The following is a 15,063-nucleotide window of genomic DNA, read 5'->3' as shown; positions in this document are numbered from 1 at the left end:
ATCATGGAGCCAAGTTACCCAACCAACAAAACAGATACCCCTTCTTCAGCTCCTATTAACGAGAACAGTACATTAGGGCAAACTTCTAACGTTCATGACAACAAAAAGGACGATAAATACGCTCAGGCACTTGCCAGTATGGCGTTACTCGACTCCAAGATGCAAGAGAAACAACAACCAGAAATTAAACACTTCATTTCCAAAAAAACATTAATTTACATCGTGCTATCACTTATTGTTAGTATTATTGGTTTATTTATTTCCAGGTCTATATTGAGTGGATCTGGTGCAGAAAAGACCAGTAACGATGATACTGTAAAACAGTTAATAGATACCACAAAAGAAGTCCAAGACCTCAAAGACCAAGAATAGTTTCTGCGCTTGAGCTTTATGATATACGAATGTTATTCTTGATACATGGATACATTAGCGCAAACAAGCAATACCATTGATACAACAATACCTTATACTCCTCCAACTAAGCAAAAATCAAATAGCACCCTTATATCAGTAGCTATACTAGGAACAATAAGTATTCTAATCGCCGTTATTGTTGTAGTTGTTATGCAAAAGAAAAAGAACAGGAAAGTCAAAGCCCAGTTCAATGAGACTACCACCCCACAAACAGCACCACAGCCTCAAGTCCCAGCATCAAATGTTCTATCGCAAAACCAACAGCAGTCAAATACACCAACACAAATAGGAGAAAACCACACAAATAATCAACAACCTCCAGAGAATCCACCTTTACAATGATTATCTCAGTACATATTCGAGTCTGATACTCCCAGTTCATATGATGTTATATCATCAAGAAAGCTGATACCATGCCATGGATTAAGATCTGGCTTAGTTTGGTAAACTCTTAATTGATTGATCATAATTTTTAAAACTACCAAATGTATGCTATGCACTCAACCCTATATTGTGCCTTAAATAAACAAAACAACAGTTTGAAATAATTATCAAACTTATTTCTTTGATTTATTTTTCTTAACTAAGAAATATACAATTTGTGCACTACCGTATATAGCAAAAGCCCAAAATAGAGTATTGATTAAAATCATATTGTATTGAGTATCTCCTCCTAAGCTCTCAAAACCTTGATTAGTGTCTTCGTTTGGCACAAATGTTACATGAATTTTATAATATGCCGGAAAGCCTAGCCATTTCTCTGTCTTAGTGCCTAGAATTGTTTCTTCGCAAGCACTAGGGCTAATGCATGGATTAGAGTTGTAGCTTACTTCGCTCCGATATAGAAAAATCGACAACCCCAAGGATACCACCAGAATTACCACCATCTCTAGGTATTTTTTTCTTCTCATACTGGCCAGTATAATGAACGACCAAGTGTGATTCAAGTTTTATCAAAGCATAAAAACCACCCTAGAGGGTGGCATTTCTTGAAAGATTTCGTTGTGGTACACCGGGAGGGATTCGAACCCCCGACCCCTTGTTCCGAAGACAAGTGCTCTAATCCGCTGAGCTACCGGTGCGAGTTGGCGCAAAATCGTAATGCAATCCTAAAGTTATCTAGCACATGGCAAAATAACAATGTATATTATAACAGATTATTTAGGATTATTCTTATCTGTTTTTTGATGAAGCTCGCGTTTATTATCGCCAGGTGGTAATTGTAGTGGCGCTCTGGGCTGTTTTGCTACCTTTACTGCCATTTCTATGAGTTTTGAAAGTTGTATTGCCTGATCCAGACTCATACCCACTCTTGAAACTGTTTGTGGTTTTGTGTTGCCTGCCATGACAGTAAAGTCAATTGTCACGCCATTGATATTTGAGCTAACTCTAGCAGAGTCTGTAAAAGCAACTTTATTGTCTATCGGTATAACCATAGTTATCTGTTTTAAGAGTTGCTCATCAATCAATGGTTCTTTGTCAGCATCTTTTCCATATCCTGCCAACTCCCAGAGCTTCATTGATTCTTGATCTGATACTTTAAAGTGATTAATCAACATTAATAACACATCCTCATCTGGTAAACGTTTTCCGGCCTCAATATCTTTGAGTAGATCTAAGTCGACCTCAACAGCACCACTAACTTCTAGCAAACTTTCTTTTGCTTGTTCTCGCAGATTCTTAAGGCGCAGACCAATAACTTTATAAGGCGTAGATTCTCCCATACGCTACTATGTTACGCTGTTGATCGTACAAAATGCAAGCAAAACCGTCTATAATATACCCGTATGGATATTCAATCTAATGTAAGTCTTAAGAATTTTAGCTCTATGCGTCTTGGCGGAGATGCGCGCTACCTTGTACAAATAAACAGCATTAATCAGCTAACCGAAGCCCTTACTTGGGCCGAACAACATATCCTAGATACTATAACAATCGGCGCCGGTAGCAATATTGTGTGGCGCGACAGTGGATTTGGTGGTCTCGTTATAGTTAATAGAATAAGGCAATGGCAGGTACAAGAAATTGGCGGATCAAACACTGCTCTTTTTACCATGGGTGCAGGAGAGAATTGGGATGATTCTGTCAGAAAGACGGTTGAAATAGGATATAGTGGCCTGGAAAATTTATCTCTCATACCAGGAACGGTTGGAGCAAGTCCAGTGCAAAACATCGGTGCGTACGGTACAGAGCTTAAGGATACGTTAGTTTCGGTTCGGGTATACGATAAAAAACAACATCTATTCAGAACTCTCTCTAACAAACAATGTGAATTTGCATATCGCGACAGTTGTTTTAAGTCATCACAGAAAGGTCGTTACGTTATCGTATCGATCACTTGTAAACTTCATAAGCAAAACCAAAAACCCCCATTTTACGAAAGCCTACAAAAATATCTTAATGACAAAAAGATAACGTCGTACACTCCAAAAAATATTCGCAAGGCAATCATAAGCATTAGAGAGAGTAAATTGCCCAACCCAGATAAAATCGCCAATAATGGTTCTTTCTTTGCTAACCCAATCATAAACAAAACGCAAGCGCAAAAGATTTTAGCTAAATACCCCGATGCACCACATTGGGAAATGGCCAGTGGAATAAAACTATCCTCTGCTTGGTTAATCGAACAAGCGGGCTATAAAAAAGGCCACCAAGACCTTGAAACTGGTATGGCATTATGGAAAAATCAAGCGTTAGTGTTAGTAAACGAAACAGCTAAAACAACCAATGATTTACTAATCTTTAAGCAAAAGATTATGAACGCCGTTTACCACGAATTTAACATTAAGCTTCAACAAGAACCAGAACTAATCTAACTATTTGTCGCTAGGTAATGGAAACTGGATGGCGAATTCTGCAACCTCTTGCTTAATATTAGATAAACTCTTGGGGTCATCTTTTGAGGCTATAGCTTGCTTCATCCACTCAGCAACTGTCGCCATATCTGACTCCTTTAACCCACGAGTAGTAATAGCTGGTGTTCCAATGCGCAAGCCACTGGGTCGATAAGGTGGTAGCTTATCGTTAGGAATAGCATTGCAGTTAGCAGTTAGCCCAATAGAATCAAATAAATCTTGAGCTTCACGCCCGTCAATTTTATAGCTAGTCATCATGTCTATTTGTATTAAATGATTGTCTGTACCATTTGTAACTAGTTTAAATCCTTGTTTGATTAGTTCTTTGGCTAAACTTTTTGCATTTAAAAGTACTTGTTTAGAATATTCCTGAAATTCTATTTGTTGAGCTTCTCCAAAAGCGATAGCTTTTGCTGCAATCGTATGCATGTGGGGACCACCTTGAAATCCTGGAAAAACCTCTCGATCAATCAGTGTTGGTAGATTTTTAATAGTTTTTTCTGGCGCCTTGAGTGGATTACCAACCCTGCCCCGACTTAAAATCAGGCCACCTCGAGGTCCTCGCAAAGTTTTATGTGTCGTGCTAGTCATTACATGAAATCCAAAGTCAAATGGGTTAGGTAAGGCCTTACCTGCGATTAATCCAGCAATATGAGCAATGTCTGCCATTAGCATTGCGTTCACCTCTTTGCCTATTTCAGCAAATTTAGCGTAATCTAAATTACGAGGATATCCACTAAAACCAGCCAGAATAATTTTGGGCTTCTCCCGGAGCGCGACTTCTCGCATCGCCTCATAATCAATCTCGCCAGTTTCAATATCTTTTATTCCGTATCTAACGAAGTTATACAGTTTTGAACTACTTGTTATTGGATGGCCGTGCGTCAAGTGGCCACCGTGATCTAAACGCATAGCCATAACCGTGTCGCCAGGCTCGAGCCATGCCTGATAAACTGCGATATTAGCCGGGGCCCCACTATGTGGCTGAACATTAGCATGATCAGAATTAAATAAATCTTTTGCTCGATCTATCGCTAGTTGCTCAACAATATCTGTATTTTCTTGCCCACCATAATAACGTTTACCAGGATAACCTTCAGAATACTTATTCGTAAATATACTTCCTAAGGCATCCAGCACATCTCTGCTAACATAATTCTCTGACGGTATGAGCTCCAGACCGGTCCTCTGCCTGATTTCTTCATCTTTTATAGCCTGCGCAACTTTACTATCCTTCATAATATCTCCTAATTAATTTCTGTTCAGTAATCCACTTGCGCTATATCATATCTTTATTGTACTGTATTTACAGATTAACGAAAACCAAAAAATACATTTAGATTAAACATCAATAATGATATAATTATCGCACATGCAATCGAATAACGAAAAAATCGGCAAGCTTATTTATCAAATAAGGCAAGAACGAGGCTTAACCCAAGCGGAGTTTGCTAAACAGCTAAAAACTAGCCAATCTGCCGTTAATCGCATTGAGCATGGTGGCCAAAACTTAAGCCTAGATTATTTGGCACGTATTAGTGATGTACTTAACAAGCCTTTGATAAACATTTCAAGTGGTGCAATCAATTTAAGAGTTGAGGGTGGTCATGAGCTACATGGAGAAATTTCAGTCAAAAGCTCTAAGAATGCTACAGTAGCCCTACTTTGTGCAAGCTTATTAAACAAAGGTACGACTCGCATTAAAAGTGCGCCACACATTGAAGAAGTTAACAGAATTATAGAGGTTTTACGAAGTATTGGTGTAGCTGTGCGCTGGATTGGCAATGATATCGAGATCAAACCTCCAGAAAAACTTAACATAGACAATATTGATAAATCTGCGGCCCGACGCACCAGAAGCGTAATTATGTTAATGGGGCCATTAATGCATTTAATGACGAGGTTTGATATTCCTTACGCAGGGGGTTGTGAGCTAGGCAAACGTACTGTTCTACCCCACTTATACGCTCTTGAAGAGTTTGGGGTATCTGTTGACACAAAGACAGGTGTATATAAAGTGACTGTGCAGAAAAAACAACCCACAGAGCCAATAGTATTGTATGAATCTGGCGATACCACAACAGAAAACATCCTCATGGCAGCCTCTCGTTTTGATGGTGAAACTATCATAAAAATGGCCAGCGCCAATTATATGGTTCAAGATATCTGCTTTTTCTTGAGACGTTTGGGCGTAAAAATAGACGGCATAGGAACAAGCACTCTAAGAATTCGTGGCATCAAAAATATCAAGAAAAACGTCACCTATTATCCAAGTGAAGACCCTGTTGAGGCAATGACGTTTATTACGGCTTCAATTGTTACAAATTCGTCAATCACCATAAAACGAGTACCGATTGATTTTCTCGAACTAGAGCTTCTTAAGCTAGAAAAAATGGGTCTCAAGTTTGATAAATCTAAGATATATAAGGCAAACAACAACCAGACTGATTTAATCGATATTACAATTCATAAACATAATGGCAAATTGATTGCTCCAGCTGAAAAAATTTATGGCAGACCGTTCCCCGGCCTCAACATCGACCATCTACCCTACTTTGTACCAATAGTTGCTGTTGCGCATGGCAGAACATTGATTCATGATTGGGTGTATGAAGATAGGGCATTAATGTTCACGGAAATGAAAAAAATTGGAGTAAAATTGGAGCTTGCCGATCCACATCGCCTGTACGTAGATGGCCCAACACGATTCAAGCCAGCAGACATGGTAGCACCTAGCGGTATCCGACCAGCAGTCATTATTCTGATTGGAATGCTCGCTGGCAGTGGAGTAAGTATGTTGCGTAATGTCTATACGATTAATCGCGGGTATGAAGATCTAGCTGATCGATTTAATTCATTAGGCGCTAAGATATCTGTCATGCATGAATTTTAATAACTAATTTGTTGCTCTAGCCGGCGATGTCCATGCCCCACCAGTTTTAACTTTTCTCAACACTTTTTTATAATTCTTAATACATCGCAAAACTGCAACCAACTGAACGGCATTCATTACATAAAACATAAAATACATAAATGGCGCATATAGACTCAATCGAATCTTGCTTTTACGCAACAAATATTCATCAGGCCAGAGGCTCCACAGTATATATAAAGTTATTGTTAAATATGCTCCGACCAATGCATATGGATTTTTATTAATAATGCTCAAATATATTACATAAATTAACAGAATAGGTTCTACTAATAAAATAATCTCGCTAGTGAATGCCATAGGGAGCCTATAATATGTTAATGTTTTACTATACATTGAGCTAGGATTTCCAACCATAGATTTATATTTTAATAGATTCTGTAACATGCCGAGTTTCCAACGATAACGCTGTTTAAAAAGAGCTTTGTAGCTTTGTACGCCCTCAGTTAATGCCAATACGTCAGACCCATAGATAATTTTCTGTTGAGTATTTCCTTTTGATGTTAACTTCATACTTAAACCTATATCCTCGGTTTGTGTATCTGTATCATAATATCCTGATTCTCGAATTACATTCATACGATAAGTTGACGCCACTCCACCTATAATAAATTCACTATTGGTTAATGTATAAAACTTCTTTGAACGATAACCAATCATATGTTCAAATTTTTGTATTAAACTCAACACACTTCCGTCATCAAGCACCCTGACATTAGCAGCCAAACCGACAATGTTTGGATCATCAAAATGCTTAACGGCATTATTAATTGACCGGCGAGCCAACAAAGAATCAGCATCGAGAGTCATTAATAAATCACCTTTCGCAAAATGTCGTAAGGCATAATTCATAGCCTCTCCCTTACCGACATTTTTTTTCATACAGACTAGCTGAATATTCATATGTGGGTGTTCATTTATGTATCGCCAAACCAAGCCACGTGTATTGTCGGTAGACGCATCGTCGACAACCAAAATTTGTAACTTACGGTACGTATTTTTTCGAACTGATTCTAGAGTCCTTACTATTCCTGCCTCCTCATTATGAGCTGGAATCACTAAGGTTAGTAATGGCCTTAATCCTCTTTGCTTTTTATGTGGCTTTTTCTTTCGTAACGCCTCACGAATATCGTAAAAATTTGCACCAGCTATATATAACCCAAAATGAATTGTATTCAGAATTGCTATGAAAGCAAACGTGTAAAATAATACATCTTTAAGCATTTTTTACCTTAATAAGTTTAAAAATATATAATGTTCGATGTTGAAAATTTGCTCCAGAGCAGGTTTGTAGGGTTAGTATGGGGTCGCCTTCGTAATTAAGAATTCCGCTGTCGTTTGGATTTGTGGTATAAGAACGTTCTAGTTGATAAACAAACTTCTTGTTATTGTCTGTTGTTATGGTAGCTATGCTTCCAGATTTTATCTTCAGCAACCTTGAAAAAACATTTGATCTATTATGTCCATAAATAAAGGTGTTTCCACCTTCAGTATTTGGTCGTTTAGTCATCACAGCATAATAAGCTTTGTCCCGACTAATAGTCCATTTCTTTGTAGAGCTATTGTAATAGCCTTTTGCGACCCCAATATCAATATTCACATCCGGCAACACAATACGGACTGGATAGCCAGACAAATTGGAATTGGGCGAATTACTGGGTGTGGCTTGCGTCTTATTTACCGAACTTCCACTATCCTGTCTGAGTGCTTCAGCCTGGGTAGGTATATACTTATATTCCTCATCCACGTAGCTACCCTTCATTAGTATCCACGACCCAACAAGAAGTAAGAACAGTCCAAATATCGCAATTAAAATACGTAACTTATTCTTCATAAAACTAAAGGGTAGCGCATTAACGCTACCCCCCTCGTTCTGGCCCTATCGAGCCTTATTTACTGCAAAACGTACAATTGTTGAAATAACAATCACTACGCCCACAGCAATACTGGTTACTGCAATTGCAGTTAGTATTTGGCTTCCACCGGTATTTGGTAGAACAACACTACCAGCTACAACGGCACCAGCGCCTTTACCACCTTCGTACATAATGTCTCTCCTTTGCTTGTTAAGACACGTGATGGTAATTTAGCCAACAAAAAAGAGGGCCAAACGACCCTCACGCTTGTACACAATGTATTTTACTACTTTAGTGCAGGTTTGTAAATGTTATTGTGTGATTGTACTGCTCATGCAGTGGTGAATTTCACGTTATCTAGATATGCTACGGTGCCAATACCTTTAGACACGATAACCTGCAAGCTAGATGAAGCAACATTTATAGAGGTTGGAGTATATGAAAAATCAACTTTATTTAACCCATTTTGTCTTACTGTATATAGGTACTGTCCGCTAATCCAATTGCCACTGGTATCGTATTCATCGATATAAAAACCTATTTCACCGTTCGCATTCAAAGACAGTACATTCATATCTGCATTGATATTGTAGGTTTTAGAATTTATTACGTTAACCTTTGACGAAAATAGTTGTACGCTTCGGTCTTCAATGTTAGTTAGTTTTATGGAATTCACGGGCGTTGGCGATGTTCCGTTATTTGCAGTATCTAAAGATATGGCAGGATCATCAATACTCCAACCAGTCAAGCCTTGCTCAAAATCACCATTGGTAAGCAAATTCACTAATTCCGGATCTGGGGCAGGGCCACTAACAGCGACAAACCATCTAACGTTATCAATGTAAACTTTAACACCAGAATTTGCTGTAACAATAATCTGTAAGCGAGCACAAGCTACTGAGCTCGAGCTAGCAACGTACATAAATGAAATATCTTTGTCATACCAAGTATTAATTGTTTGCTTATACTGCCCACTAATCCAATTGCCACTGGCATCGTATTCATCGATATACAATCCGACACCTTTTGAATTCTTATCCAAATTAATATAGCCTTTAACCACATATTGATCATTTGGCTGAATAGTTACTAATGGAGTAAAGACATGTATACTCTTCTTGGCATTTGCAGTAACCTTTATTGATTTTACTGGATCAGGATTACTACCCTTAGATGTTGCGTCAATCTTTACTGCCTTAGGCGTATCGGTTGTCCAGCCACCACCAATAGTTTTACCCGTATCAGGTGATGCCACCAAATTATCGCTTGCGTCTGACTTAACAATCCCTTTATCAATATTCGTCACTTTAATATTTTTGCTTTTAATGTAAGAGGCAATCGCAGATAAATCTGCAGTGCTATATTGGTAATCCTCCGGGTTGGTGCTTGGCACATCTCTGATATCATGGAATACCAAAATTAACCACGTTCCATCGTTCGATGCTTGATCAATATAACTCTTAACAGTATCGACACTCACTCCAGCCTGAACTTGCTGAACGCGAAGTAAATAATCATTATATGGCCAATGATTATACCCGGTATCATGGAAAGGGCGATGGCTAGAGTAATATTTAGCAATATTTGCTAAAACTTTTTGATTATAATCACCGTAAGGTGTGGCAAAAGAAGAAACGTTAAGCCCATGTGCAACTAACTGGTTTTTACTATCTAACAATTCTTTATCAATCTTTTTTGCTGAAATCTCAGACATCAATTGATGACTAACCCCGTGCGATCCAACCTCCCAGCCATAAGTATTTTGCAGTGAAACAACCTGGCTCCATGTCATATACGGCACATCGTTATCTGCTTCACAATTATTAGGAACCGTCACCATACCTACACAACCGGTAATAACATAACTTGTACCAGTAAACCCATATTGCGCTAAAGTTGGAACGGCCTTGTTATACACGCTCGAAGCACCATCATCAAAAGTAAACGATACCTGTGCTTGGGGAGTTGGATTCTGTACACTAGCATGTACATGAGGACTCCTGATAGACCCAAAAACAAAACTACATAAAGTTAATAATACAAGAAACTGAATTTTTTGGACAAAAGATTTAAACATCACTCAACCTTAGTCCCACCACATTACTTAATTGTAGTCATATTACATATTTGTTGCACTTTTGTCAATAGTGTTGCTTATAGTATTCCTACGTTGTTCGCAAATAATACGCACCCCCAATCTCTCAGGAATCCACCCAAAACTATACTACACCATATTTTCCCTCTTTATGAGGACAGTCCTCAGAGAATAGCTTTTTATGGTTTTATCTTGCTCTATCTCAACCCCGTATTAGGACTTCCTACAGCTAGTGTAGCTAGGCCTACTGGGTCTACTATGGTTCCGTTAGTGGTGTTGTCTATGTCTAGTTGTTGTCCGTCAGTAACTTGGTAGGTTACTTTGGTTACTGGTTTATTGTCTATAGTTAGGTTAGTTAGTGTAGGGTTAGCTATAGTAAGGAAAGAGTTATTGTTAGGGTTATGTTTTCTTAGAGTGTAGTTAGTACTATCTAGGTTGTAGTAGTAGAGATTTATGGTAGCAGTAAAGCCTGGGGTGTTACAGTCAGTAGTGAAGTTAGTTAGTCCTACTGGATAGTTATAGCCAGAGTCTTTTATAGTTAGGTTATCTTCACTAGTTGTAGTAGTGGCAGTGATACTACATTCACTAGATGTTTGGAGTACTACATAGCTATTTGTTACTGGGTTAACATAGCTAGCTACATTAGCTTGAGTGCTATCTGGTGTACCGTCATTGTTAGCATCACCACTATTGGGGGAAGAGTTTTCGATGGTGTCGGGGATACCATCAGAGTCGGAGGAAGGTTCTTCTGGGGTTTCAGGTTCTTCGCTAGGGTAGGCGAACTTTTGGATGCGGTTGTTGCCAGAATCAGCTACATAGATACTGTCTGTAGTGTCAGATGCTACGCCATAAGGATAGTAAAACTCACCATCGGCTGAGCCATTATTGCCCCACTTGGCTAGGAAGGTGCCAGAAGAATCGAACTTTTGGATGCGGTTGTTGCCTGTATCGGCCACGTAGACATTGCCGGAAGAGTCGGTGGTGATTCCTAGGGGTGTATTAAACTCACCATCGGCTGAGCCATTATTGCCCCACTTGGCTAGGAAGGTGCCGGAGGAGTTGAACTTTTGGATGCGGCTGTTGCCAATATCAGTCACATAGACATTGCCGGAGGAGTCGGTGGTGATGCCGAAAGGACCATTAAATTCTCCATCGCCTGAGCCATTACTGCCCCACTTGGCTAGGAAGGTGCCGGTGGAGTTGAACTTTTGGATGCGGCTGTTATCCATATCAGTCACATAGACATTGCCGGAGGAGTCGGTGGTGATGCCAGAAGGAGAGCTAAACTGACCATCAGCTGAGCCAGAGGTGCCCCATTTGGTTAGGAAAGTACCGTTAGAATCGAACTTTTGGATGCGGTTGTTGTAAGTATCTGCTACATAGACATTGCCGGAAGAGTCGGTGGTGATGTCAGTAGGTATATTGAACTGACCATCAGCTGAACCATTACTGCCCCATTTGGCTAGGAAGGTGCCGGTGGAGGTGAACTTTTGGATGCGGCTGTTGCCAATATCTGCTACGAAGACATTGCCGGAGGAGTCGGTGGTGATGCTATATGGGAAGTAGAATTTACCGTTTTCACTACTCGGCATACCAAATTTAAGTAGGAAATCTCCAGAGGAGTCAAACTTTTGGATGCGGTCATTGCCAGAGTCGGCCACATAGACATTACCAGAGGAGTCGGTGGTGATGCCACGAAGCGAGCTAAACTGACCATCGGCCGAGCCATTACTGCCCCACTTGGCTAGGAAGGTGCCAGAAGAGTTGAACTTTTGGATGCGGTTGTTGCTCGAATCAGCTACATAGACATTGCCAGAGGAGTCGGTGGTGATGCCGTCAGGATTACTGAACTGACCATCGGCCGAGCCATTACTGCCCCATTTGGTTAGAAAGTACCGGAAGGTTGAACTTTTGGATGCGGTCATTGCCAGAGTCGGCCACATAGACATTACCAGAGGAGTCGGTGGTGATGCCGTAAGGAGATTGGAACTCACCATCTGCTGAGCCATATGTTCCCCACTTAGCTAGGAAGGTGCCAGTAGAGTCGAACTTTTGGATGCGGTTGTTGCCCATATCAGTCACATAGACATTGCCAGAGGCGTCGGTGGTAATGCCGGAAGGATAGCTAAACTCACCATCTGCCGAGCCAGATGTTCCCCACTTAGCTAGGAAGGTGCCGGTGGAGGTGAACTTCTGGATACGGTAGTTGTAGGTATCTACGACATAGACATTGCCGGAGGAGTCGGTGGTGATGCTGCGAGGATCATTAAACTGACCATCAGCAGAACCGTTACTGCCCCACTTGGCAAGAAATGTGCCATTGGAGTCGAACTTTTGGATGCGATTGGTGTCTATATCAACTACATAGACATTGCCGGAGGAGTCAGTGGTGATGTCTTGGGGGGAGTTTAATATTCCATCGGAAGTACCAATATTTAACACATGCTCAGGCACATCAGTAGGTAGTGGTGTAGCATTGGCTGTGCTGGTAGTTAATGGTATAAGGGTAGTTATAGTGAATAGTAGGGATAGTACTAGATAGTTTATAATTTTTACTTTGTTTGTTATAGATAGCTTAGTTAGTAGGTCTTTCATGGTTAGTTTATTTATTACACCCCTCTTTTATTAATTTAATGTTATATAAGAAATTATTTCTTATAGTGCTTATGATAGATGATATAAGGGGAGAGTGCAAGTGCTTGTTGTGTTATATACTATGCGAAATTAACCTGCTAGCAACAAAGAAGTACTGGTATATCCAAGAATTTGGCCTGCCACAACCCGAGAAAGCTCATCACAATAAGAATAATCACCTAAAACATAGCGGATATCTTTACAGATTTCTTGCTCTCTTTGAGCGCGCGATAAGTCCTGATTTCTAGTATTGGTTCGATTAATATCCGCTTCTGCAAAATCAGCGATAGCCACAGCATCACGACAAATTCGTTCTTCGTTATTTAAGTGTGCATCAATACCATATTCGTTACCGCCAGTTTGCTTATGGTGATGTTCTTCAACCGAACGTATTACCGTAACCGGCAAACATCTGTTACGTAATATCATTCCGCCAGTATATATATGTTGACGCATCGTAAGAGTATCTGCAGTTGTCCATTCTTGCCCAATAGTGCTTTTTACTAACAATTCTTTTGGTAAAGCCATCTTTCCGACATCATGCAATAAAGAGCTTGCAAAAATTGATCCCCGATCTATGTCAATATCATAAAACAACCCTATCTCACTAGCAGTACTTAAGGCTACCGGCAAAGTACGGAGCCCACCAATAGCAATATCTTCATCGTAAACCCTCATTTCTTCTAAGAGTTCAAACGTTGAGCTTTGCAACATCTCATCTACATGGTTTTCTTTGGCTAAAATATGAGCATCATGCAACAAATCATCATAATTTTGCAGACCAACGTAATCAACAATAGGTAATTCGTTTAAGTGTCGTTCTAAAGTTTGCATTGTTTATCTTCTTGCTTACTTAAAATTCACCACTATCTATTATACGCCCCGTTGTCAAAATTATCATCAAAAATATTGTTTTCTAATCTGTTAAAACAAAAATAACACCCTAGCTACATGGGTGCTTAATAATGCTCTTGGGGCGAATGAAGGGAATCGAACCCTCGTCTTCGGAACCACAACCCGACGTTCTAACCGTTGAACTACATTCGCCAAAAACAGGGGTGATTATACACAATACTATCTGTTTTTGCAATCACAAAAAGCTTATCCACCCCTGTAATTGCAAAGTATTTATACTGGTTCGCATTGACAATTGTTTATGTTTATGCTATTATGTGTGTTGGCTTTTTAGCCTGTGGCAGAAGTTTTAGTTGAATTACGCATGTAGCGAAATGCCTAATTTCTGCCTTAACAGTCAGGTATAGATTATGTTGTGAGGCTCATAGTGTAGTTAATAATTAATTGACGCCACTATGAGCCTCGCATAGGTTCATCCGAGCAGAAATCCTGCTCATTCGGCAGTAGTCGACCCCCCAGAAGGGAGCTTCTGATGAAGAAGCAGATCAAGTCAGTAATAGTTGGCATTCTTGCTCTCGCGTTTGCGGGAGTGATCGTCTTCTGGGCGATTGCCCAGGCCTCGCAGACGGAATTCGTTCCGAGAAGCGAGTACACGTCGACAACCACGACTGTGGTGACGACTACCACGACGCCGCCGTCGGCCATCGAGCCCAGCCTCGCCCCCAACGGGCCTGGCACTGGCTCATGCGTCGAGCGACTGCCTGACGGCAGTATCGTCGACTGCGGGTAGTCTCGCAGGAGACCATGATCTGGCGGGAACCAGGAAGCCGTGAGCAGGGAGTGTTTGAGATTTATGTTTGCCAACGAATTTTCGAGGCCTTCACGAATCCACACTCCCTGCTCTCAGGCAACCCTTCCCCAAAACCATATTCTCAATCTATACCTGACTTTACACTTTTATTAATCTATAGAACTTTTCAATCTTTGTGTTTTTTGAAATCTATTCCGAATTCTTCATGTAAAAATTTCTTCATTTGCTCGACGCCATCCTCGATATTCTCCACAGACTCCACTGCACCCTGAACCTTTTCTTGAACTGCATTCATAGGTTCTTGAATATCCTTCCTTATTAAGTCGGCCTGCGAGTCAACAACTCCCCCAACTTTATCACTGCTGTAATCAATCGCTCTATGAGTTACGAAGTTTAACATTAATCCTACAATTGCCACCTTGGCAGTAAAGTTGGCAATAGTACCTCGCTCTCTCGGGTCCCACCAATTAGATTCCTCTTTTGATATGGATTTTTCTACACTCATCAGTACATGCTAGTATACGCAATTATGTAACTCTATTGTGTAACATTATTAACTACAAAACAAAACACACAAACAAAAAGATAGTATCTTTTACAGGGGTATGTTA

Annotated in this window: 16 protein-coding genes and 2 tRNA genes; 5 read left to right on the top strand and 13 right to left on the bottom strand. The window is 40.2% G+C overall.

The window, feature by feature from the left end; all coding sequences use genetic code 11:
* The first annotated feature begins 3 nt into the window (after positions 1-3).
* Complete coding sequence (locus H6793_02720) at positions 4-372, top strand: hypothetical protein (protein ID USN95224.1); 369 nt, start codon at positions 4-6, stop codon at positions 370-372.
* Between the two features lie 45 nt (positions 373-417).
* Positions 418-756 (top strand): hypothetical protein, encoded by a 339-nt coding sequence (locus tag H6793_02715; protein ID USN95223.1) that lies wholly within the window; start codon positions 418-420, stop codon positions 754-756.
* 215 nt (positions 757-971) lie between these two features.
* Here the strand turns inward: H6793_02715 and H6793_02710 are convergent, their stop codons facing one another.
* From H6793_02710 to H6793_02700, 3 genes are all read right to left on the bottom strand, one after another.
* Positions 972-1,325, bottom strand: coding sequence for a hypothetical protein (locus tag H6793_02710; GenBank protein ID USN95222.1), 354 nt, complete (start codon positions 1,323-1,325; stop codon positions 972-974).
* A 94-nt stretch (positions 1,326-1,419) separates the two neighbouring features.
* Positions 1,420-1,496 (bottom strand) — tRNA-Arg (locus tag H6793_02705).
* A gap of 75 nt (positions 1,497-1,571) precedes the next feature.
* Positions 1,572-2,138 (bottom strand): helix-turn-helix transcriptional regulator, encoded by a 567-nt coding sequence (locus H6793_02700; GenBank protein ID USN95221.1) that lies wholly within the window; start codon positions 2,136-2,138, stop codon positions 1,572-1,574.
* 63 nt (positions 2,139-2,201) lie between these two features.
* On the opposite strand from H6793_02700, the gene murB reads away from it, so the two are divergent.
* The gene (gene murB, locus H6793_02695; GenBank protein ID USN95220.1) at positions 2,202-3,230 is read left to right on the top strand and encodes a UDP-N-acetylmuramate dehydrogenase; all 1,029 of its coding nucleotides are present in this window, start codon (positions 2,202-2,204) and stop codon (positions 3,228-3,230) included.
* Here murB and H6793_02690 read toward each other — a convergent pair whose 3' ends face one another.
* Positions 3,231-4,508, bottom strand: a complete 1,278-nt coding sequence (locus H6793_02690) for a serine hydroxymethyltransferase (protein ID USN95219.1) — start codon at positions 4,506-4,508, stop codon at positions 3,231-3,233.
* A 133-nt stretch (positions 4,509-4,641) separates the two neighbouring features.
* Here H6793_02690 and H6793_02685 point away from each other — a divergent pair, with 133 nt between their 5' ends.
* A complete protein-coding gene (locus tag H6793_02685; GenBank protein USN95218.1) occupies positions 4,642-6,162 on the top strand; it encodes a UDP-N-acetylglucosamine 1-carboxyvinyltransferase in 1,521 nt (506 codons plus the stop codon).
* A gap of 3 nt (positions 6,163-6,165) precedes the next feature.
* On the opposite strand, the gene H6793_02680 is transcribed toward H6793_02685, so the two are convergent.
* The 8 genes from H6793_02680 to H6793_02645 form a co-directional block, all read right to left on the bottom strand.
* On the bottom strand, positions 6,166-7,425 hold the full coding sequence (locus tag H6793_02680; GenBank protein ID USN95217.1) for a glycosyltransferase family 2 protein: 1,260 nt from the start codon (positions 7,423-7,425) through the stop codon (positions 6,166-6,168).
* Positions 7,418-8,035 (bottom strand): sortase, encoded by a 618-nt coding sequence (locus H6793_02675; GenBank protein USN95216.1) that lies wholly within the window; start codon positions 8,033-8,035, stop codon positions 7,418-7,420. The genes H6793_02680 and H6793_02675 overlap by 8 nt, the downstream gene beginning before the upstream one ends.
* A gap of 45 nt (positions 8,036-8,080) precedes the next feature.
* On the bottom strand, positions 8,081-8,248 hold the full coding sequence (locus tag H6793_02670) for a hypothetical protein (GenBank protein ID USN95215.1): 168 nt from the start codon (positions 8,246-8,248) through the stop codon (positions 8,081-8,083).
* 140 nt (positions 8,249-8,388) lie between these two features.
* Entirely contained in the window at positions 8,389-10,134 is a 1,746-nt protein-coding gene (locus H6793_02665; GenBank protein USN95214.1) for a polysaccharide deacetylase family protein, read from the bottom strand.
* Positions 10,135-10,349: 215 nt separating this feature from the next.
* Entirely contained in the window at positions 10,350-12,077 is a 1,728-nt protein-coding gene (locus tag H6793_02660; GenBank protein ID USN95213.1) for a hypothetical protein, read from the bottom strand.
* Complete coding sequence (locus H6793_02655; protein ID USN95212.1) at positions 12,022-12,747, bottom strand: hypothetical protein; 726 nt, start codon at positions 12,745-12,747, stop codon at positions 12,022-12,024. Before H6793_02655 ends, H6793_02660 begins: the two co-directional genes overlap by 56 nt.
* Before the next feature lie 129 nt (positions 12,748-12,876).
* Positions 12,877-13,620, bottom strand: coding sequence for an HD domain-containing protein (locus H6793_02650; GenBank protein ID USN95211.1), 744 nt, complete (start codon positions 13,618-13,620; stop codon positions 12,877-12,879).
* Between the two features lie 138 nt (positions 13,621-13,758).
* Positions 13,759-13,833: transfer RNA gene (locus tag H6793_02645), tRNA-His, on the bottom strand.
* A gap of 340 nt (positions 13,834-14,173) precedes the next feature.
* On the opposite strand from H6793_02645, the gene H6793_02640 reads away from it, so the two are divergent.
* Positions 14,174-14,431 carry a hypothetical protein gene (locus tag H6793_02640; GenBank protein USN95210.1) on the top strand — a complete coding sequence of 86 codons (258 nt, stop codon included), beginning with the start codon at positions 14,174-14,176 and terminating at the stop codon, positions 14,429-14,431.
* Positions 14,432-14,618: 187 nt separating this feature from the next.
* On the opposite strand, the gene H6793_02635 is transcribed toward H6793_02640, so the two are convergent.
* Positions 14,619-14,957, bottom strand: a complete 339-nt coding sequence (locus H6793_02635) for a hypothetical protein (protein USN95209.1) — start codon at positions 14,955-14,957, stop codon at positions 14,619-14,621.
* Positions 14,958-15,063 lie beyond the last annotated feature (106 nt).

It is taken from the genome of Candidatus Nomurabacteria bacterium (assembly GCA_023898625.1).
Taxonomy (GTDB): domain Bacteria; phylum Patescibacteriota; class Saccharimonadia; order Saccharimonadales; family JAGQNJ01; genus HK-STAS-PATE-36.
Note: the sequence above shows the minus strand (reverse complement) of the source record. Positions and strands in the feature narration are given on the sequence as shown.